Origin of the sequence: Aeromonas sp. JL9, from assembly GCF_024436075.1 — a bacterium.
GTDB classification, from domain to species: Bacteria; Pseudomonadota; Gammaproteobacteria; order Enterobacterales; family Aeromonadaceae; genus Aeromonas; species Aeromonas veronii.
Genome location: NZ_JANFNV010000008.1, coordinates 118274 through 139144, shown reverse-complemented (window position 1 = coordinate 139144; position 20871 = coordinate 118274). Strand labels below are relative to the sequence as shown.

The 20871-nt window shown below is 58.2% G+C and carries 20 protein-coding genes and 1 pseudogene; 13 read left to right on the top strand and 8 right to left on the bottom strand.

Annotated features, from left to right (window positions below; genetic code table 11):
* Positions 1-20: 20 nt before the first annotated feature.
* Positions 21-254: a ribosome-associated protein YbcJ gene (ybcJ, locus tag NOM06_RS08820; RefSeq protein WP_005361116.1), complete on the bottom strand. Its 234-nt coding sequence runs from the start codon at positions 252-254 to the stop codon at positions 21-23.
* 260 nt (positions 255-514) lie between these two features.
* On the opposite strand from ybcJ, the gene NOM06_RS08815 reads away from it, so the two are divergent.
* The 3 genes from NOM06_RS08815 to pdxY all read left to right on the top strand — a co-directional run bounded on the left by NOM06_RS08815 (position 515) and on the right by pdxY (position 2969).
* On the top strand, positions 515-1078 hold the full coding sequence (locus NOM06_RS08815; protein WP_019446112.1) for a VC2662 family protein: 564 nt from the start codon (positions 515-517) through the stop codon (positions 1076-1078).
* Positions 1079-1154: 76 nt separating this feature from the next.
* Entirely contained in the window at positions 1155-1931 is a 777-nt protein-coding gene (locus NOM06_RS08810) for a DUF429 domain-containing protein (protein WP_255911162.1), read from the top strand.
* Between the two features lie 174 nt (positions 1932-2105).
* Positions 2106-2969, top strand: coding sequence for a pyridoxal kinase PdxY (gene pdxY / locus NOM06_RS08805; protein ID WP_255911160.1), 864 nt, complete (start codon positions 2106-2108; stop codon positions 2967-2969).
* A gap of 106 nt (positions 2970-3075) precedes the next feature.
* On the opposite strand, the gene NOM06_RS08800 is transcribed toward pdxY, so the two are convergent.
* The 4 genes and pseudogenes from NOM06_RS08800 to NOM06_RS08785 all read right to left on the bottom strand — a co-directional run bounded on the left by NOM06_RS08800 (position 3076) and on the right by NOM06_RS08785 (position 6058).
* Positions 3076-4194 carry a glycerol dehydrogenase gene (locus NOM06_RS08800; RefSeq protein ID WP_255911158.1) on the bottom strand — a complete coding sequence of 373 codons (1119 nt, stop codon included), beginning with the start codon at positions 4192-4194 and terminating at the stop codon, positions 3076-3078.
* 298 nt (positions 4195-4492) lie between these two features.
* Positions 4493-4999 carry a GNAT family N-acetyltransferase gene (locus NOM06_RS08795; RefSeq protein ID WP_255911156.1) on the bottom strand — a complete coding sequence of 169 codons (507 nt, stop codon included), beginning with the start codon at positions 4997-4999 and terminating at the stop codon, positions 4493-4495.
* Between the two features lie 91 nt (positions 5000-5090).
* Positions 5091-5483, bottom strand: coding sequence for an NUDIX domain-containing protein (locus NOM06_RS08790; RefSeq protein WP_139478043.1), 393 nt, complete (start codon positions 5481-5483; stop codon positions 5091-5093).
* Positions 5480-6058, bottom strand: a pseudogene (locus tag NOM06_RS08785) (class IV adenylate cyclase). Before NOM06_RS08785 ends, NOM06_RS08790 begins: the two are co-directional and overlap by 4 nt.
* 299 nt (positions 6059-6357) lie before the next feature.
* Here NOM06_RS08785 and NOM06_RS08775 point away from each other — a divergent pair.
* Both NOM06_RS08775 and NOM06_RS08770 read left to right on the top strand, forming a co-directional pair.
* Positions 6358-7203, top strand: coding sequence for a DUF5718 family protein (locus NOM06_RS08775; RefSeq protein ID WP_047438856.1), 846 nt, complete (start codon positions 6358-6360; stop codon positions 7201-7203).
* Positions 7204-7260: 57 nt separating this feature from the next.
* A complete protein-coding gene (locus NOM06_RS08770; RefSeq protein ID WP_199416348.1) occupies positions 7261-7701 on the top strand; it encodes an acetyltransferase in 441 nt (146 codons plus the stop codon).
* A 78-nt stretch (positions 7702-7779) separates the two neighbouring features.
* On the opposite strand, the gene NOM06_RS08765 is transcribed toward NOM06_RS08770, so the two are convergent.
* Positions 7780-8100: a DUF4377 domain-containing protein gene (locus tag NOM06_RS08765; RefSeq protein WP_199416349.1), complete on the bottom strand. Its 321-nt coding sequence runs from the start codon at positions 8098-8100 to the stop codon at positions 7780-7782.
* Between the two features lie 92 nt (positions 8101-8192).
* Positions 8193-9479, bottom strand: a complete 1287-nt coding sequence (locus NOM06_RS08760) for a citrate synthase (protein ID WP_199416350.1) — start codon at positions 9477-9479, stop codon at positions 8193-8195.
* 442 nt (positions 9480-9921) lie between these two features.
* Between NOM06_RS08760 and sdhC the strand changes: the two genes are divergently transcribed.
* The 8 genes from sdhC to sucD all read left to right on the top strand — a co-directional run bounded on the left by sdhC (position 9922) and on the right by sucD (position 19498).
* Complete coding sequence (gene sdhC, locus NOM06_RS08755; RefSeq protein ID WP_005333571.1) at positions 9922-10299, top strand: succinate dehydrogenase cytochrome b556 subunit; 378 nt, start codon at positions 9922-9924, stop codon at positions 10297-10299.
* The gene (gene sdhD / locus NOM06_RS08750; RefSeq protein WP_005333558.1) at positions 10293-10637 is read left to right on the top strand and encodes a succinate dehydrogenase, hydrophobic membrane anchor protein; all 345 of its coding nucleotides are present in this window, start codon (positions 10293-10295) and stop codon (positions 10635-10637) included. Before sdhC ends, sdhD begins: the two co-directional genes overlap by 7 nt.
* Before the next feature lies 1 nt (position 10638).
* Positions 10639-12405, top strand: coding sequence for a succinate dehydrogenase flavoprotein subunit (gene sdhA, locus NOM06_RS08745; RefSeq protein WP_255911150.1), 1767 nt, complete (start codon positions 10639-10641; stop codon positions 12403-12405).
* A 16-nt stretch (positions 12406-12421) separates the two neighbouring features.
* Positions 12422-13138 (top strand): succinate dehydrogenase iron-sulfur subunit, encoded by a 717-nt coding sequence (locus NOM06_RS08740; protein ID WP_005333549.1) that lies wholly within the window; start codon positions 12422-12424, stop codon positions 13136-13138.
* 115 nt (positions 13139-13253) lie between these two features.
* A complete protein-coding gene (gene sucA, locus NOM06_RS08735; RefSeq protein ID WP_255911147.1) occupies positions 13254-16064 on the top strand; it encodes a 2-oxoglutarate dehydrogenase E1 component in 2811 nt (936 codons plus the stop codon).
* Positions 16065-16097: 33 nt separating this feature from the next.
* Positions 16098-17288 (top strand): 2-oxoglutarate dehydrogenase complex dihydrolipoyllysine-residue succinyltransferase, encoded by a 1191-nt coding sequence (gene odhB / locus NOM06_RS08730; protein WP_255911144.1) that lies wholly within the window; start codon positions 16098-16100, stop codon positions 17286-17288.
* Between the two features lie 171 nt (positions 17289-17459).
* Positions 17460-18626, top strand: coding sequence for an ADP-forming succinate--CoA ligase subunit beta (gene sucC / locus NOM06_RS08725; RefSeq protein ID WP_005361097.1), 1167 nt, complete (start codon positions 17460-17462; stop codon positions 18624-18626).
* A complete protein-coding gene (gene sucD, locus NOM06_RS08720; RefSeq protein ID WP_255911141.1) occupies positions 18626-19498 on the top strand; it encodes a succinate--CoA ligase subunit alpha in 873 nt (290 codons plus the stop codon). The genes sucC and sucD overlap by 1 nt, the downstream gene beginning before the upstream one ends.
* A gap of 97 nt (positions 19499-19595) precedes the next feature.
* On the opposite strand, the gene NOM06_RS08715 is transcribed toward sucD, so the two are convergent.
* Complete coding sequence (locus NOM06_RS08715) at positions 19596-20540, bottom strand: hypothetical protein (RefSeq protein WP_255911139.1); 945 nt, start codon at positions 20538-20540, stop codon at positions 19596-19598.
* Positions 20541-20871 lie beyond the last annotated feature (331 nt).

Sequence of the window (20871 nt, the reverse complement as noted above, 5' to 3'; positions counted from 1 at the left end):
AGTGGCTCCCCGAAACGGGTTTAGCCAATCTCCGGGCTGACGCCCTCTTTCACCACGACCTTCATGCCGTTGAAGTTGACCACCTGTTCGGCCACGATCTTGCAGCGCTTGCGGGTCTCCACCTGACCGTCCACCTCGACCAGCCCTTCGGCAACGAGGGCTTTGGCGGCGCCGCCACAATCGGCCCACCCCTGATGTTTGATAAGGTCACACAAGGCAACGAAGGGGTGACCTTCGAGCAGAAACGTCTCCATGGGAAATCCTCTAGATGGATGAATGCCGGATACAGCAGGGCGACTATTTTAGGCAGTTCGCTCAGACAAAGAAAGGAAGAGGGGCCACTCGCTGCGAAAAAGTGGCCGATTGTCTTTGAGGTGGCGCTTTCGCAAGACCTGATAGAGAGGTGAGAGGGCCACCCGTGACGTATCGTGACGCACCTCGTCCCTGCTGGTGTGCCCACACTCTCCCCTGACTGTTAGGATCGGGCCACTCTCAATGGCCCAAGGAACTTTCCATGACACTCTCCCGCCTGCTGCTGGCATGCAGCGCCCTTACTCTGTGCGGTGTCGCGCAGGCCAGTACTCCGGTGCAGGTCTCGCTGCCCGGGGTCAATTTGCCCGCGTCCCATCAGGTGGAAGGGGCGCGCGCCTCGCTGCTCTACGGTCGGACCGGTCAGGTGAAGGGCATTGATCTGCCGATCTTCGCCCTCTCCGATGTGGATCAGTTCAGCGGTCTGCAGCTCGGGATTTTCCTCGGTGCTGGTCGGGTGCGTCACCAGTTTGGCGGGGTCGCTATCAACGCCATCAACTGGCACGAAGGGCAGGATACCGGCGTCAATCTGGGGCTGGTCAACCTGACCAACAATGTACAGGGGCTTAACTGGGGGGCGGTCAATATCGCCAAGGGCAATGCGCTGGCCAACGTCGGGCTGGTCAACTATGCCGAGCGCACCACCTTCCAGATCGGTTTTATCAATGCCACCAAACACCTCGACGGCTTGCAGATCGGGTTGGCCAACTACGCCGCCAACGGCGTTTTCCCCATTTTGCCGCTGGTGAACTTCCAGAAATCGTTCTGAGTGGGCGGTTCGCTTTGCGTTAAGCCCGCAGGCTGATTACCCTGTGCCCCTTCTATCCGTGACACAGAGGTAACAGATGACGGCAGGGCAGATGAGTGCAATCGGGATCGGCTGGGATGTGCGTGGCTGGCAGGGCAGTGCCCAGGCGGTGGCCGTGGTGGGCTGGCAGGCCGACGCCAACCGCCTGCACTGGCTCGGGGTGTCGCCGCTGTTTCGCTTGAGCTCGCGGGTGGCGCCGGATCTGGCCGCCCTGTTGCGTCCGGCCCTGCAAAACGAGCTGACCCTGATGCAGGTAGAAGCCTGCCCGCAACTGGCGCTCGGTATCGATGCTCCGCTCGCCTTTCCCCGTGCCTTGCGGGGTCTGCTCAACGGCCAGCCACATAGCTGCGCCGTGCCCGAACGGGAGATAGACAACCCCTACGCCTATCGCGACTGCGAGCGCTGGCTGTATCAGCAGTACGGCAAGAAGCCGCTCTCGGCCACCTTCGACCGGCTTGGCAACAATGCCACCCTGGCGCTCTCCATGCTGCCGCAGCTCTCGGATCTGCAACTGGTGCCGACCGTTGCCCCGAAGGCCAGTCGCGCCGTGCTGGAGGTCTATCCGGCATTGGCCAAAGTGGGCGGCAAGGCCTCCCCGGCACGGCCCGAACTGGCGGCCTTGCTGCCCGCGGGCGTGCTGGCAGGCACCGATCGCTACGATGCGGCGCTCTGCGCCCTGATGGCGCTGCAATATGCCGCTGGTGGCAAGGTGACGGTATTGCCTGAGCTGATTTTGCCACCCAGTGACATGCCTTGTGATGAGGGATGGGTCTATCACTTTGCCCGTCATGCTGTAGAGCACAACGGCATGTGACGACGGGGACGCGGCACATCATGGCGCTGCTCACCCTGTGGAGGCGGGCCAAATGGCGCAAAAAAACCTGTCTTTAGTCAGGAAATTGCCTGTTCATCCCGCGCCAAGGTGGCGCATCGTTATCTTCATCCGATATATTGCCCACCTTGCTGATCCTTTGCTGTGGTATTCCCGATGAAATCCGTTCTCTCTATTCAGTCCCACGTGGTCTTTGGTTGTGCCGGCAACAGCGCGGCCGTCTTCCCCATGCGCTGCCTTGGTATGGATGTATGGCCCATCAACACGGTGCAGTTTTCCAACCACACCCAATATGCCCAGGGGTGGCAGGGGATGGCGATGCCGGCGGGTCATATCAGTGCGCTGGTGAAAGGATTGGGCAATATCGAGGTGTTGAGCCAGTGTGACGCCGTGCTGAGCGGCTACCTTGGCTCCGCCGAGCAGGGGGACGAGATTCTGACCGTGGTCAACGCCGTCAAGGCGGCCAACCCCGATGCCATCTACTTCTGCGACCCTGTGATGGGTCATCCGGAGAAGGGGTGTATCGTCGCTCCCGGCGTTACCCGTTTCCTGACCGAGCAGGCGTTGCCGGTGGCCGACATGATGGCCCCCAACCTGCTGGAGCTGGAGACCCTCTGCGATACCCATCTGGCTGATCTGGATCAGACCCGCGCGGCTGCCCATCAGCTGCTGGCCCGCGGCGTCAAGCTGGTGCTGGTCAAGCATCTCGGTCGTGCGGCGCAGGACTCCAGCCGCTTCGAGATGCTGCTGGCGACCCCGCAAGGGGATTACCTGATTGCCCGTCCGCTCTATGACTTTGCCCGCCAGCCGGTGGGGGTTGGCGATCTTATCAGCGCCCTGATGCTGGCGAATTTGCTGGCTGGTCACGATGCGGTCAGCGCGTTCGAACGCACCAACGCCTCGGTGGATGCGGTGCTGCAGGAGACCTGGCGCCAGCAGGCTTACGAGCTGCAACTCATCGCCGCGCAAGATGCCTTCGCCCTGCCAGAGGTTGCAGTGCGAGCGGTGAAACTGCCCTGAGTCAACGCGGACTTTCGTCTATCCCGACAAGGGATGGGCTGCATATAAAAAAGGCTTGCCAATGGGCAAGCCTTTTTACTGTTTGCCTGTTTAGTGCGGCAAGCGATCAGATGCGGGGATGGCGGAGGCGATAACGCTCAGCCATGGCATTGGCCGCTACCATGGCGGCGTAGACATCCTGTTCATTCACTGTCATCGGCATGTTGCCCATGGTATCGAGGGGATCGCAGGCCAGCTGCGCCACCTTGCGCCACTCGCTTTCATCAAAGTGGGTGAGCCCCAGCTCTTGCAGCGTCATGGGCAGGCCTGCACAGTCGATGATGCGAAACACCTCATCAAGCTCATGTTGCGGGGCGCGCTCAAGCACGAGTTGGGTCAGCAGGCCGAAGACCACCTTCTCGCCATGCTGGGCACGATGGAGCTCCGCGATCAGTGACATGCCGTTGTTGATTGCATGAGCGGCGGCCAGCCCACCGGCTTCTGCGCCGACGCCACTGAGGTAGATGGTGGCCTCGATAACCTGCTCCAGCGCCGGAGTTGAGACATGGTGGCGTATCGCATCCATGGCCAGCTCGATGTTCTCACCAAGCAGCTCGTAACAGAGCTGTGCCAGACCAAGGCCAGTGCGTGAAGGGCGCTTGCCGACCAGATTGAGCCCGTCCGCCCGATAGCAGGCGCGCGCCTCGAAATAGGTGGCCAGGGCATCGCCGACGCCTGCGGAAAAGAAGCGGGGAGGGGCGGCGGCAATGATCGCCGTGTCAGCCAGCACCACGTCCGGATTTTGCGGCAGGAACAGATAGCGTTCAAATTCACCCGCCTGGTTGTAGATCACCGCCAGCGCCGTACAGGGGGCATCCGTGGAGGCAATCGTCGGGAACAGCACAACCGGACGGCGCAGATAGAAGGCCACGGCCTTTGCGACATCCAGCGTCTTGCCGCCGCCGATCCCGACAATCACGTTCGCACCATATTGCTCAGCAAGGTGGGTCAGGCGGTGGATCTCCTGTTCGGTGCATTCGTAGCGAAACTTGTCGACCACTCCCCTGAGGCCTGCCTGCAGGAGCCCCGCCAAAGCTTCTTCCCGTACCCGCTCCAGAATGAACTCATCGCTGATGAGCAACGCATAGTCACCAAAATCTTTAACGTGCTCATGGAGTTGCGGGAGAAGGTGTTGACCGATGATGAACTTTTTGGGGGAGGTAACTGTACGGGGCAAAGTGGGCATCCATTATTCCTCAAGGCAGTGAACAACATAGGTTTGATTATCAAATGGGTCTCTCACGATCCGCCTGATGAGGCAATAGATGAAGAAGAAAAGGGGGGCGTTTTAATCATTAATTAATCTTTCTGTTTGTTTGGTTGTATTTTGGGGCGAACGATTGGCGGTGTTGAGGCATACAGGCGCAATGGCTCTATCGTGGCAATCCGTCGCAAGCCATATTGCTGCAACAAACAGCCACGCTGGCAACAAGCAGGGCCGCTTGGTGCGGCCCTGCTGTATTTGGATAAGGGATAGGGGATGGTCAGAGCGGTTTGTAGAAGATGACGGTCGCAGCAAGAGAGCCATCGGCGTTGCGTGCAAAGCTCGGGATCTGGCCCGCCTCCAGATAGCCGAGTTGACGATAAAGGTGGGAGGCCACATCACCGGCGCGAGTATCCAGCACCAGCAGCGAACGGCCCGCGGCATGGGCGCCTTGTTCCATTGCCTGCATCAGCGCACGACCGACACCTTTGCCTCTCGCCGTTTGCAGTACCATCAGTTTTTCCACCTCGGCCCGGTGGCGACCGTTGGCCTTGCCACAGAGCGCGAGCTGAATCGCTCCCACGAGCTGTTGTTGCTCAAGGGCAAGCCACAGTTTTCGGTGACCTGCCGCTAGATCCGCTTCAACTCCTTGCCAGTAGCGGGTAGATTCCTCCGTGGTCAGCGGCGGTAAAAAACCGACCGAGGCGCCGTTATCGACACAATCTTGCAGCAGGGTGATGAGCGCACTTTGGTAGGTTGCTGCGCTCTTAACTTCCACAATGTTCATCTGACATCCTTGTCGTTGCGCTGTTATGTGGCTGATTGCCACCGTTGGTTCATATGAGGTAGGTACTTATGCTCGCCACGAGTACGGCTTGTCAGCGGATCAGCCCCTGCTCAACGAGCCAGGCAAACAGCAAGCGGGAGACGGGGGAGAGCTCGTCGAGATGGCTGCTGTCGAGCCAGCGCAGCTCGGCAATTTCTGCCGAGGCGATCGGTGTGCCGCTCGCTTCGCCGGTGTAACAGCGCAGTCGCACCTCGACTCCTGCCGGTTTGCCATCGGCCTGGGCGCTGAACTCGCAGGCAAAGCGCAGGGTATCGGGCTGCAGGGTGACAGCCAGCTCCTCCTCAATCTCGCGGATCAGCGCCGCCTCGTCGCTCTCGCCCGGTTCCCGCTTGCCGCCTGGGATGTAATAGATGTCCTTGCCGTGGGAGCGGGCGCAGAGCAGCTGCTGATCTTTAAAGGTGAGCCAGGCGAGTTTGTCGATCATTGAGTTGCATCCTCTGGTTGTGTGGTGTGTATTGCCTGCATGTGCAGGGTTCGGTAGGAGCGAGGCTCCTGCGCATCGGGAGAAAGTCCCAACTGATCTGCCAGCGCGAGCAGTTGCTGGCGAAACGCCGGGAGGCGTTCCTCGTCATCGGTCATGATGGCGAGCTCGGCAAAATCCCCGATCTCGGCCAGATGATCCAGGGTGACGTGAAACGGGCCAATGAAGTAGATGCTGCGCCTTTTGGTGATCTCGAGTATCTGCCGGTAGTTCATGGTCAAGAGCATGCTGACGGCCTTGTCCGCATTATTGATATTGACCGCCTCGCAGCGATCCGTCTCGGGCCCCTTGACGATCCAGAGCTGGATGCCGGAGGGCTGCATGGTGCGGATAGCCAGACTTTTGCCAGCCTAGGCAAGGGCATCATCCGGGGTGTCGAAGTAGCGATCCTGCTCCAGATTATCCTCCAGCATGATCTCCGGATTGAGGGCGAGCAGTGCCTTGAGGAAGGCGGGGCGATCCGTCAGCTGATATTTGAACTCGACTTCGAAGCGGCCCTGAAAGTGCGCCTGTGACATCAAGAAGATCCCTCTGTGAGCCTGTGTGGCAGGCAGCCTAACAAAGATGAAGTTGAGTCCCAAGGAGAAAGAGGGGAGATGCCGGAAACGCACTGTTTCCAGCGCGGCGACCGCGTAGCTGAATGAGTGCGCAATGGCTGGTTCGCCACAGCCTTCTCGTCCCTAAAAAAGTGGACTGGCGCACACCACGACAGGGCCGGACTGGGCGAAGGCGTGGCCCTTGTGGTTTAATCTTGCCACTTTAGCGGTAGTGGGCGACGGGCCTGCTACCTTGCGTGGGCAAGATGCAGGTGAGCAAGATGCAGATAGCAGCAGAGAGCAAATTTATCGGACTCGGGGTCGCGGGCAATTTCGCCGGTCATCTGGAGCAGGCGGGTGAAGCATCGGACTTCGTAGCTGTAGTCGTGCGCGACACCACAGCGCCCAAGGCGCTGTTCCCCTTCTTCGTGCCGGGCCATCCGGGTCAGCTCGGGGTATTCCCGTTGAGCGACAAGGCGATCTTCCTGCCGGAAGCGGCGGTCAGCGGTGACGAGAAGGTGCAGATCGAGCCGGAAGTAGCCCTCTGGTGCGAGCTGGAGTATGCCGGCAAGCAGGTGGTGGCGATCCATCCCCGCGCCTTTGGTGCCTATAACGACTGTTCCATCCGCCGTCCCAACGCCAAGAAGATCAGCGAGAAGAAGAACTGGGGCGAAGAGAGCAAGGGGTTGGCGGCCAACTTGCTGCCGCTTTCCGGTTTTGCCGCCGGTTGCGAGCTCGATGACTATCGCATCGCCTGCTATCTGGAGCGGGACGGTGAGCTGCACGCCTACGGGGTAGATAGCGCCGCCATCGACTACAGCTACTTCCACGGCAAGCTGCTCGACTGGGCCATCGACAAGTTCAATCATCAGCAGGATGAAGGGCCGGCGGAGCACATTCAGGGGCTGCTGGCGCAGGCGGGGCATCCTCCCCACGCGCTCATCAGTATCGGCGCCACCCGTTATACCCCGTTTGGCGAGACCCACTTCCTCAAGCCTGGCGACACCTCCTGTGTGGTGGTCTATCCGGGCAGCCGTTATAGCGAAGCGGATATTCGCGAGGCGATCCGCAGCCGCAACTTTGGCGCTGATATGTCGGTGCTGCTGCAGGCGGTGCAGGCGCGCTAATCACCGTTGCCAGCGGGAAGGTGTCTCTTCCCGCTGGTTATCATATCGAGTTATTTCATGACGATTGTTCCGGTATCCCGGGCCGATTATCCGGCCCTGATCGATCTGTGGGAGGCCTCTGTTCGGGCGACCCACCACTTCCTGCCCGAGGCCGAGATCCTCGCGCTTAAACCGCTTATTCTGGAGCACTACTTCGATGCGGTGACACTGCACTGTGCCCGCACAGAAGAGGGGCGCATTGCCGGTTTTTGCGGGCTGTGCGATCGCAAGATAGAGATGCTGTTTGTGGCGCCGGCGGAGCGCGGCAGTGGCGTGGGTCGCCGGCTGGTGGAACATGCCATCCGCCAGTGCGGCGCGACGCAGGTTGACGTCAACGAGCAGAACGAACAGGCGGTGGGCTTCTATCTGAAGATGGGATTTACTGTGACGGGTCGCTCGCCGCTGGATGGTCAGGGCAAGCCCTATCCGCTGCTACATATGGCGCTGGCGCCGACCTGATCGTGCCTGATGAGGCGCACTACCCATAAACCAACGGGGGATGGCATCAGCCATCCCCCGTTTTTTTGATCGTGTTTGTTACTTGCTGGCGACCTTGTTCACCACTTTGATCAGCCGATAGCGCAGGGAGGGGGCATCGGCCGGTACATCGGTGAGTTGCTCCTTGTTGACTGTGAGCTGATAGCGGTAGCCCGGCTCGAACTGGAAACCTTCAATATCCTGGTAGAACAGCGTCCAGGGCTGCTGCTCATCACTGCGAACCTGCATGCACTGCATTGGGCCAACTCCGACGCAATCGACCAACTGGCTGTTGATATAGAGGGTCTCCCCCTGTGACGGGGCGGGGGCGCTCTGGCAGGCGGTCAGCAGCAAGGCTGCGCTGATAAACAGTGGTTTCATGATGGACTCCTTAACGCGAAAGGGGGCATTAGAGCGGCAAACAAAAAGGCGGTCAATGACCGCCTTTGTAACAAACCATATCAGCGCAGTGGTTAGCGCTGCTCGAGTGGAGTGAACGCGCGCAGCGGGTGGCCTACGTAGAGCTGGCGTGGGCGACCGATCTTGCTGTCCGGGTCTGAGTGGAACTCGTTCCAGTGGGCAATCCAGCCGATGGTGCGGGAGATGGCGAAGATCACGGTGAACATGCTCATCGGGATGCCGATCGCCTTCATGATGATGCCGGAGTAGAAGTCTACGTTAGGGTAGAGTTTCTTCTCGACGAAGTAGGGGTCGGAGAGCGCAATGCGCTCCAGCTCCATGGCCACGTCCAGCAGCGGATCCTTGATCTGCAGCTCGGTCAGTACTTCGTGGCAAGTTTCGCGCATCACGGTGGCACGGGGGTCGTGGTTCTTGTAGACGCGGTGACCGAAGCCCATCAGGCGGAACGGATCATTCTTGTCCTTGGCCTTGGCGATGTACTCGGGGATGCGATCCACCGAGCCGATCTCTTCCAGCATGCGCAGGCAGGCTTCGTTGGCGCCACCGTGGGCCGGTCCCCACAGGGAGGCGATCCCCGCGGCGATACAGGCGAACGGGTTGGCACCGGAGGAGCCAGCCAGACGAACGGTGGAAGTGGAGGCGTTCTGCTCGTGATCCGCATGGAGGGTAAAGATACGATCCATGGCACGTTCAACGATGGGGTTGACCTTGTACTCTTCGGTCGGCACGCCAAACATCATGTGCAGGAAGTTACCGGCATAGGAGAGGGCGTTACGCGGCTGCATGAACGGCTGGCCGATGGAGTACTTGTAACACATGGCGGCCAGAGTCGGCATCTTGGAGAGCAGACGGAAGGCACAGATCTCGCGATGCTGCTCGTTATTGATGTCGAGGGCATCGTGATAGAAGGCGGAGAGGGCGCTGACCACACCGCACATGATGGCCATGGGGTGAGAGTCGCGACGGAAGCCGCGGAAGAAGAAGGCGATCTGCTCGTGCACCATGGTGTGGCGGGTGACCAGGCGTTCGAATTCGGCATATTGCGCCTTGGTCGGCGCTTCGCCGTACAGCAGGATATAGCAGACTTCCAGATAGGTGGCCTGGGTGGCCAACTGGGCGATGGGGTAACCACGGTGCAGCAAGACACCCTGATCCCCGTCAATGTAGGTAATGGCAGATTTGCAAGAACCGGTGGCCATAAAACCGGGGTCAAAGGTGAAATACCCCTGTGATCCCAATTTTCTGACATCGATGACATCCGGGCCGATGGTGCCGGAGAGGATCGGCAGTTCGACCGGATCTTTTCCGGGCAGGTGTAGGGTGGCTATCTTATCAGCCATAGCACGTCTCCTTTGCTCTTTATAATTTGGTTCCAGTCCTACTCTATTACGACTTTTATGACGCTGGCAAAGGTTGTTACCCATACCGAAGTGGCTGGAGCGCCTTATTTGAAACAGAGTTCCTTATCAATGTCAATTTTGCTGGAACCCCATTAATGGCATTAATGAAATGTTAAATTAAATATGCGATCGAGTTTGCGGTTTTGTGTTTTCTTTGTAGCTAATTGATTGTCTTCGGTTAAGGCCGCCGATATACTGCGCCACGTGGGTCATGGCTGCGGGTGTTTGAAACGCTTTGGCAAAGCCTGATGTGAAACCGAAAACTCGCGTTTTGGCTTTTTCAGAGTGTTTTGGTAACAAAAAACCAACAATCACCATTCCGTGCCCTCAAGTGTGAGTTAAAACAATAACTAACGTGCTCAATGGAGCTGAGTGGGCAAGCGTGAAAAACAAACAGAGACCGGTCAACCTCGACCTACAGACGATCAGCTTTCCTGTCACTGCCATTGCATCCATCCTGCACCGTGTTTCAGGGGTCATTACCTTTGTTGCACTGGGCATCTTGCTGTGGATGCTTGGTACTTCACTCGCCTCTCCCGAAGGGTTTGAAACCGTGGTTGCCATCATGGACAACTTCCTGGTCAAACTCGTGCTGTGGGGGATCCTGACTGCGCTGGCATACCACATTGTGGGCGGCTTGCGTCATCTGGTCATGGATATGGGCTATTGGGAAGAGCTGGAATCCGGCAATCAGAGCGCCCGCGTGGCCTTCGTGATCACCGCGATCCTGGCTGTATTGGCGGGAGTGCTTGTATGGTAACCAATTCTGCAACCTTCGGGCGCAGCGGCGTTCACGATTACATCCTGATCCGCGCCACCGCCCTCATCATGACCTGTTATGTCCTCTATCTGGTGGGCTTTGTCGCGTTCAACGACATCACCTACGAGGTGTGGGCAGGCTTCTTCGCCAAAACATTCACCAAGGTATTCACCCTGTTGACCCTGCTCTGCGTACTGATCCACGCCTGGATTGGTCTGTGGCAGGTGCTGACTGACTATATCAAGCCGGTAGGGCTGCGCGGGGCGCTGCAATTTGCCCTGGTCGTGGTGCTGTTTGTCTATCTGATGACGGGTTTCGTCGTGCTGTGGGGTGTGTAAGGTGACTATTCCAACTCGTGAATTTGATGCGGTGGTGATTGGTGCCGGTGGTGCCGGTATGCGCGCCGCTCTGCAGATTGCCCAGTCTGGCAAGAGCTGCGCTCTGTTGTCCAAGGTTTTTCCAACCCGTTCTCACACTGTTTCCGCCCAGGGCGGGATCACGGTTGCGCTGGGCAATGCCCACGATGACAACTGGCAGTGGCATATGTATGACACGGTAAAAGGTTCCGATTACATCGGTGATCAGGAAGCCATCGAGTACATGTGCAAAACCGGCCCCGAGGCTATCTATGAGCTGGAGAACATGGGCTTGCCCTTCTCCCGTTTCGACAACGGGTCTGTCTACCAGCGTCCGTTTGGTGGTCAGTCCAAGAATTTCGGTGGCGAGCAGGCTGCTCGTACCGCAGCGGCCGCCGACCGTACCGGTCACGCCCTGCTGCACACCCTTTACCAACAGAACGTCAAAAACAAGACCACCGTCTTCTCCGAGTGGTATGCGCTGGATCTGGTGAAAAACCAGGATGGCCATGTGGTGGGTTGTACCGCCATCGACATGGAGAGCGGTGAAGTGGTCTACTTCAAGGCCAAGGCCACCGTGCTGGCCACCGGCGGCGCCGGTCGTATCTACCAGTCCACCACCAACGCCCACATCAACACAGGTGACGGCGTCGGTATGGCGCTGCGTGCCGGCGTCGGCGTGCAGGACATGGAGATGTGGCAGTTCCACCCGACCGGCATCGCCGGGGCAGGGGTGCTGGTAACCGAAGGCTGCCGTGGTGAAGGCGGCTATCTGCTCAATAAAGATGGCGAGCGCTTCATGGAGCGTTATGCGCCAAACGCCAAGGACTTGGCCGGTCGCGACGTGGTGGCCCGCTCCATCATGATCGAGATCCGTGAAGGCCGTGGCTGCGATGGTCCCTGGGGCCCGCACATCAAGCTCAAGCTGGATCACCTCGGCAAAGAGGTGCTGGAATCCCGTCTGCCGGGCATCTGCGAGCTCTCTCGCACCTTCGCCCACGTGGATCCGGTCAAAGAGCCGATCCCGATCATCCCGACCTGCCACTACATGATGGGCGGCGTACCGACCAACGTGAATGGCCAATGCCTGACTCAGGACAAGAACGGCAACGATGTGCCGGTGGTCGGTCTGTTTGCGGTGGGCGAGATTGCCTGCGTCTCGGTGCACGGCGCCAACCGTCTGGGTGGCAACTCCCTGCTGGATCTGGTGGTCTTCGGCCGCGCTGCCGGCATGCATCTGGTCAACACTCTGGGCGAGATGGATCACGGCCGCGATGCTTCCGAGTCGGATCTGGATGCCGCACTGGCCCGCTTCAACCGCTGGGAAAATTGCCGTGACGGGGAAGACCCGGTGCAGATCCGCAAAGACCTGCAGCGCTGCATGCAGAACAACTTCTCCGTATTCCGCGAAGGTGAGGCGATGGCAGAAGGCTTGGCCGAGCTCAAAGTTATCCGCGAGCGCCTCAAGTCAGCCCGTCTGGATGACACCTCCAAAGAGTTCAACACCCAGCGCATCGAGTGCCTGGAGCTGGACAACCTGATGGAGACGGCGTTTGCCACGGCGGTTGCCGCCAACTTCCGTACCGAGAGTCGCGGTGCTCACTGCCGCTTCGACTTCCCGGATCGCGACGATGAGAACTGGCTGTGCCACAGCCTCTATCATCCGGACACCGAGTCCATGACCCGTCGCGCTGTCAACATGTCACCCAAGACCCGTGAGGCGTTCCCGCCCAAGGTCCGGACTTACTGATTGCGGAGCCAGCCCTATGAACGTCACATTCTCTGTCTACAGATACAATCCGGATGTTGATAACGTCCCCCATATGAAGGAATATCGTCTTGATATTCCTGAAGGTTCCGACATGATGGTGCTCGACGCACTGATCCAGTTGAAAGAGCTGGATCCCACGCTCGCCTTCCGGCGCTCTTGCCGCGAAGGGGTCTGTGGATCAGACGGTCTCAACATGAATGGCAAGAATGGTCTTGCCTGTATCACCCCGCTCTCCGACCTGCTGAAGAAGGGCAATAACGTCGTTATCCGCCCCTTGCCCGGCCTGCCGGTGATCCGCGATCTGGTGATCGACATGACCCAGTTCTACACCCAGTGGGAGAAGGTCAAACCCTTCCTCATCAACGATGACAAGTTGCCGCCGGTGCGTGAGCACCTGCAATCCCCCGAAGAGCGCGCCAAGCTTGACGGCCTGTACGAGTGCATTCTCTGTGCCTGCTGCTCCACTTCGTGCCCCTCCTTCTGGTGGAATCCCGACAAGTTCATCGGTCCGGCCGGGCTGCTCGCCGCCTACCGCTGGCTGGCTGACAGCCGCGACACCGCGACCACCGAACGACTGGGGAATCTGGACGACGCCTTCAGCGTGTTCCGCTGCCATGGCATCATGAACTGCGTGAACGTCTGTCCGAAAGGCTTGAACCCGACCAAGGCGATTGGCCAGATCAAGTCGATGTTGCTCAATCGGGCTGTTTAGTATCAGGGCCGGCCACGTGCTGGCCCGACCTCTGGATAGTCATCCCACCCGTGGCAGGATGGCTATTTGACCCCTACAAGCTGCGCAGCAGTAACAAGAAGTACAAGGGATAGAAATGCATAACGGCGTGATGAAGGCCTGGTTGGAGTCATCTCACCTGGCTGGTGCGAATGCAAGCTATATCGAGGATTTGTACGAATCCTTTCTGGAAAATCCTGACTCCGTGTCCGACGAGTGGCGCAGCCTGTTTAGCGAGCTGCCCCAGGTCAATGGCCATGCGGTTGAACAACCCCACTCCCAGGTCCGCGATTATTTCCGTCGTCTGGCCAAGGATCCCTCTCGCTACAGTGCCCCCGTCTCCGATCCGCAAGTGGATGCCAAGCAGGTGCGGGTATTGCAGCTGATCAACGCCTTCCGTTTCCGTGGTCACCAGAATGCCAATCTGGACCCGCTGGGCCTGTGGCAGCGTGAAACCGTTGCCGAACTGGAGCCTGCGTTCCACAACCTGCAGGGCGCAGATATGGAGGCCACCTTCAATGTGGGCTCCTACGCCATCGGTCGCGAGACCATGGTGCTCTCCGACCTCTACGCCTCGCTGAAGAAGACCTATTGCGGCTCCATCGGCGCCGACTACATGCACCTCACCTCCACGGAAGAGAAGCGCTGGCTGCAACAGCGTCTCGAATCCATTGAAGGGAAGGGGAGCTACACCCTCGAAGAGAAGACCCGTTTCCTCGAGAGCCTGACCGCCGCCGAAGGGTTGGAGAAATATCTGGGCGCCAAGTTCCCGGGAGCCAAGCGCTTCTCGCTGGAAGGTGGCGACGCCATGATCCCCATGCTCAAGGAGCTGATCCGTCGCGCCGGTGAGCAGGGCTGCAAAGAGGCCGTTATCGGTATGGCCCACCGCGGTCGTCTCAACGTGCTGATCAACGTGCTGGGCAAGCGCGCTCAGGACCTGTTCGACGAGTTTGCCGGCAAGCATGGCGAATCCTGGGGTACCGGTGATGTGAAGTACCACATGGGTTTCTCCTCCGACTTCGCCACTCCGGGTGGCAACGTCCACCTGGCGCTGGCGTTCAACCCCTCTCACCTCGAAATCGTCAACCCTGTGGTCATCGGCTCGGTCCGTGCCCGCATGGATCGTCGCGGTGACAAGGATGGCTCCAGCGTGTTGCCCATCACCATTCACGGTGACTCGGCCATGGCCGGTCAGGGCGTGGTGGCCGAGACCTTCAACATGTCCCAGACCCGCGCCTACGGCGTGGGCGGGACGGTGCGCATCGTCATCAACAACCAGGTTGGTTTCACCACCTCCTATATCCGTGACCTGCGCTCCACCGAATATTGCACCGACATCGCCAAGGCGGTGCAGGCGCCGGTGCTGCACGTCAACGGGGATGATCCGGAAGCCGTGGTGCTGGTGACCCAGATTGCACTGGATTACCGCAACACCTTCAAACGCGACGTGGTGATCGAGCTGGTCTGCTACCGTCGTCACGGTCACAACGAAGCGGACGAGCCGAGCGCCACCCAGCCGCTGATGTACCAGAAGATCAAGCAGCACCCGACCCCGCGCAAGATCTACGCCGATCAGCTGGTGGCCGAGGGGAGCCTCGCTCAGGAGCGGGCGACCGAACTGGTCAACGAGTATCGCGAAGCGCTGGATCGCGGTGAGCGGGTGAGCAAAGAGTGGCGGCCGATGGAGCTGCACTCCGTCGACTGGACCCCTTATCTGGGCCACGACTGGAACATGGCCTATGAGAGTGCCGTGCCGATGGATCACCTCAAGAGCCTCGGCGAGCGGGTGAGCCAGTATCCGGCGACCCACGTGCTGCAGCGTCAGGTCGAGAAGATTTACGAAGACCGCCGTCTGATGGCCGCTGGCGAGAAGCTCGTGGATTGGGGCTTTGCCGAAACCCTGGCCTACGCCACTCTGGTGGACAAGGGGTCCCGCATCCGCTTTACCGGTGAAGATTCCGGCCGTGGCACCTTCTTCCACCGCCACGCCGTGCTGCACAGCCAGACCGATGCCAGCACCTACACCCCGCTGTGCAACCTGCACGACGAGCAAGGCCCGTTCGAGGTGTATGACTCTGTGCTGACCGAGAACGCGGTACTGGCCTTTGAATATGGTTACGCCAGCGCCGAGCCGGCTGGCCTCACCATCTGGGAAGCCCAGTTCGGTGACTTCGCCAACTGCGCTCAGGTGGTGGTCGACCAGTTCCTCTCCTCCGGTGAGCAGAAGTGGGGCCGGATGTGCGGCTTGACCATGCTGCTGCCGCACGGTTACGAGGGGCAGGGGCCGGAGCACTCCTCCGCCCGTCTGGAGCGTTATCTGCAGATGTGCGCCCAGCACAACATGCAGGTGTGCGTGCCCTCTACCCCGGCTCAGGTATTCCATATGCTGCGCCGTCAGGTAGTGCGCCCGATGCGCCGTCCGCTCATCGTGATGACCCCCAAATCCCTGCTGCGCCATCCGCTGGCGGTGAGCAAGCTCGAAGATCTGGCGGAAGGCACCTTCCAGAACGCCATTGGCGAGATCGACGCGCTGGATCCGAAAGCGGTCAAGCGGGTGGTCTTCTGCTCCGGCAAGGTCTATTACGACCTGCTCGAAGCCCGTCGCAAGGCGGAGCAGAAGGATGTGGCGATCGTGCGGATCGAACAGCTCTACCCCTTCCCGGAAGAGGAAGTGCGCGCCATTCTGGCCGATTACAGCCACGTCACCGATTTTGTCTGGTGTCAGGAAGAGCCGCAAAACCAGGGCGCCTGGTATTGCACCCGTCACAACTACGATGAGGTGCTGCCGACCGGAGCCACCCTGCGTTATGCCGGTCGTCCGGCGTCCGCCTCGCCGGCGGTTGGTTACATGTCCGTCCACGCCAAGCAGCAGAAAGCCTTGGTGGAAGATGCCCTTACTCTGGCCTAAGCCCTGAACAAGAAGTAACAAGGAACTGATTAGATGACTATCGAGATCAAGGTACCGGACCTGCCGGAATCAGTGGCGGATGCCACCATTGCCACCTGGCACAAGAAGCCGGGTGATCTGGTTGCCCGTGATGAAGTGCTGGTCGACATCGAAACCGACAAGGTGGTGCTGGAAGTGCCGGCACCGCAAGCTGGCGTGCTGGGCGACATCCTGCAGGCAGAGGGGGCGACCGTCCTCTCCCGCCAGCTGATCGCCACCATCAAGGCGGCTGCCGTGGCCGGTGAAGAGACCAAAGAGAAGCCGGCCGAAGCGGTTGTCGATGATGGCGCCGATGGCCTGAGCCCCTCGGTGCGCCGCCTGATTGGTGAGCACGATATCGACGTGACCAAGCTGACCGGTACCGGCAAGGGTGGTCGCATCACCAAGGATGATGTGGAAGCCTTCATCAAGGCCAAGAGCCAGCCTGCGGCAGCCGCACCGGTCGAAACTGCAGCCCCGGCAGCCAAGGTTTCCCCGCTGGGTGGTCGTACCGACAAGCGGGTACCGATGACCCGTCTACGCAAGCGCATTGCCGAGCGTCTGCTGGAAGCGAAAAACACTACCGCCATGCTGACCACCTTCAACGAGGTCAACATGAAGCCCATCATGGATCTGCGCAAGCAGTACGGCGAGATCTTCGAGAAGAAGCACGGCATCAAGCTCGGCTTCATGTCCTTCTACGTGAAGGCGGTGGTGGAGTCCCTCAAGCGCTATCCGGAAGTAAACGCGGCGCTCGATGGTGATGACGTGGTTTACCACAACTACTTCGACGTCAGCATCGCCGTCTCTACCCCCCGTGGTTTGGTGACGCCGGTACTGCGCGACTGCGACAACATGAGCCTGGCCGACATCGAGAAGGCCATCAAGGATCTGGCGGGCAAGGGCCGTGACGGCAAGCTGACTGTGGATGAACTGACTGGCGGCAACTTCACCATCACCAACGGTGGCGTGTTCGGCTCCCTGATGTCTACCCCGATCATCAACCCGCCCCAGAGCGCCATTCTGGGCATGCACAAGATCCAGGATCGCCCGATGGCCGTTGACGGAAAGGTCGAGATCCTGCCGATGATGTATCTGGCGCTCTCCTACGATCACCGTCTCATCGACGGACGCGAATCGGTAGGCTTCCTGGTCTCCGTCAAGGAGCTGCTGGAAGACCCGACCCGTCTGTTGCTGGACGTCTAAGCCCGTGGCACCCGGGCAAGGGGTTTGCGCCCCGAGCCGAATGTGCTGCTGGACGTTTGAGTAATACCCGAGCGATTGAAAGATAACGAGGGGCCGCCCAGGCCCCCATTCACAGGGGATTGAGAAACACCAGCCCCGGACGGAAATACCTACAACACGGATAGAGCATCTATGAATCTGCATGAATATCAGGCAAAACAGCTGTTTGCCGAGTATGGCCTGCCGGTCTCCGAAGGTTATGCCTGTGCTACCCCACAAGAAGCAGCCGAAGCGGCCGACAAGATTGGCGGCAATACCTGGGTCGTCAAATGCCAGGTACACGCCGGTGGCCGCGGTAAAGCGGGCGGCGTGAAAGTGGCCAAGAGCAAGGATGAGATCCGTGCCTTCGCCCAGAACTGGCTTGGCAAAAATCTGGTGACCTACCAGACCGACGCCAACGGCCAGCCGGTCACCAAGATCCTGGTGGAATCTTGCACCGACATCGCCAAAGAGCTCTACCTGGGCGCCGTAGTTGACCGTGGTTCGCGCCGCGTGGTCTTCATGGCCTCGACCGAAGGTGGCGTGGATATCGAGAAGATCGCCCACGAAACCCCCCATCTGATCCACAAGGCGGCCATCGACCCGCTGGTGGGTCCGCAGGCCTATCAGGCTCGCGAACTGGCCTTCAAACTGGGTCTGGTCGGCGATCAGATCAAACAGTTCACCAAGATCTTCATGGGTCTGGGCCAGATGTTCCTCGACTGCGATTTCGCGCTGCTGGAGATCAACCCGCTGGTGATCACCGCGCAGGGCAACCTGCACTGCCTGGATGGCAAGATCAACATCGACGCCAACGCATTGTATCGTCAGCCCAAGCTGCGCGAGATGCACGACCCGTCACAAGATGACCCCCGCGAAGCGCACGCCGCCCAGTGGGAGCTCAACTATGTGGCCCTCGATGGCAACATCGGCTGCATGGTCAACGGCGCGGGTCTGGCCATGGGCACCATGGACATCGTCAACCTGCACGGCGGCAAGCCGGCCAACTTCCTTGACGTCGGCGGCGGCGCCACCAAGGAGCGCGTAACCGAGGCGTTCAAGATCATCCTCTCCGACAGCAACGTCAAAGCTGTGCTGGTCAACATCTTTGGCGGCATCGTGCGCTGCGACATGATCGCGGAAGGCATCATAGGTGCGGTCAAGGAAGTGGGGGTCAAGGTGCCCGTCGTGGTCCGTCTGGAAGGCAACAACGCCGAGCTGGGTGGTATCAAGCTGGCCGAGAGCGGCCTCAACATCATTGCGGCCAAGAGTCTGACCGATGCCGCGCAGCAAGTCGTCAAAGCAGCGGAGGCCAACTGATGAGCGTACTGATCAACAAGGACACCCGAGTCATCTGCCAGGGCTTTACCGGCGGTCAGGGTACTTTCCACTCCGAGCAGGCGCTCTCCTATGGCACCCAGCTGGTGGGCGGCGTCTCCCCGGGCAAGGGCGGCACCACCCATCTGGGCCTGCCGGTGTTCAACACCGCCCGTGACGCGGTTGAAGCGACCGGCGCTACTGCTTCCGTCATCTATGTTCCGGCGCCGTTCTGCAAGGATGCCATCCTGGAAGCGATCGACGCGGGCATCAAGCTCATCGTCACCATCACCGAAGGCATCCCGACTCTGGATATGCTGGACGTCAAAGTGAAGCTGCAAGAGACCGGTGTGCGGATGATCGGCCCCAACTGCCCGGGTGTGATCACCCCGGGTGAGTGCAAGATCGGCATCATGCCGGGCCACATTCACAAGCCGGGCAAGGTGGGTATCGTCTCCCGCTCCGGCACCCTGACCTACGAAGCGGTCAAGCAGACCACTGACGAGGGCTTTGGCCAGTCCACCTGCGTCGGTATCGGTGGCGACCCCATCCCAGGCTCCAACTTTATCGACATTCTGGAGATGTTCCAGAACGACCCGCAGACCGAAGCGATCGTGATGATCGGCGAGATCGGCGGCAACGCCGAGGAAGACGCGGCCGCCTATATCAAGGCCCACGTCACCAAGCCGGTCGTATCTTATATCGCCGGTGTTACTGCCCCTCCCGGCAAGCGGATGGGCCACGCTGGCGCCATCATCTCCGGTGGCAAGGGTACCGCCGCCGAGAAGTTTGCCGCGCTGGAAGATGCTGGCGTGAAAACCGTCCGCTCCCTGGCCGATATCGGCAAGGCCCTGCGCGAAGTCACCGGCTGGTAATTCCCGTTAGCCCGTTATCTCTAATAAAAATGCCGCCCGATGGGCGGCATTTTATTTATACTTATTATATATTTAATAAGTATAAATAAAATGCGCGTTATTTTAATGTGCTAGCTGTAAATATAGGCCAATTTTCTATGTTAAAATTATCCCCCCTATACATACAGCGGTTGATCAAGGCTTCAATTTCTTTTTCTACATCTATTTGTGGTGGTCTTGCAAATATATGGCTTTCATTTTCGTAAGATAAAAATGTCTCTGTGAGATTATGCTCCTTCACATACAACTTCATTTCTCTAGACAAATCTATTGCTATAGATGATAGTGTGTCTATGCTTTCATCTACGGTTTTAAAAAAGCACTCCGAGAGCCTAATGAAATTCATTATGTCATGGAATGTCTTTTTCCCCAAAAAATAACTTGGTTCAAAGCTAAGATTGAATGATTGAGAGTCACCTTTACTTTCATATAATGTAGTGATTAATCGATCACTCATGGCTTTTTTTTCTTTCATTAGAGCTAATATATCATTATATTGACCAATTGCTGTTTGAATAAAAACCGGATTGCTTGCTGTGAGCTGAAAGACAGCTTTTTCTTTTGGTTTCACTAAAAAGCTAAGAGATGCAGCATCAATAGATACTGCTGTTAGTTCTCCGTGTACTAAGTTCATTGATCTAAAGGAGCGTTGTATACTAGTTTGATTTTCAATTTTTCTCATATATACATGTTTAATGGACTTCAATTGCTCTATACAACCCGCGATCGTTATTAATATTTTTGACGCATTTTCTATATTTTTTTCATGTTCTTTTTTTAAATCGTCACGCTTCTGTTTGTCCAATGCATAAAAATAGGATAAAAGTGTCGACCCAAATATTCCTGCAATAGCACCAAACCATGCGGGTATATTTTTCATTCCTATTCTTAATAGGTCAAAAATAGAGTTGTGGTTGTTGGATATTTCAGGTGAAATGAAAAGACTTATACTGATGCCCACCAGCATTAGCAATGTCATTAATAAAATAATTCTTTGTGGCATTTTAAATCCATTTTAAATATTGGTTAAGGTGGTTGGTGTAGAAGTAGTTTATTTTTTATGGTTGTGAATATCAATGGTTGATTGTTTTTAGATCATGCGAGGAGATTTGGAACATCTATCTTGGCTATCACATCTACAATCAGATTATCGTTTTATAACCTGCCCCTGACCTATGAATCTCGTATGTTGGGCTTCGCTACGCTCTGCGCCAACCTACAAATCACGCTATCTCAATCCTGCCGCCGCTGGGACCATCAGCTGATCACGCTTGGCGATAATGTCCCCTCAGATTTCACCTGTAAAAATGCCGACCCTAGGGTCGGCAGTTTCA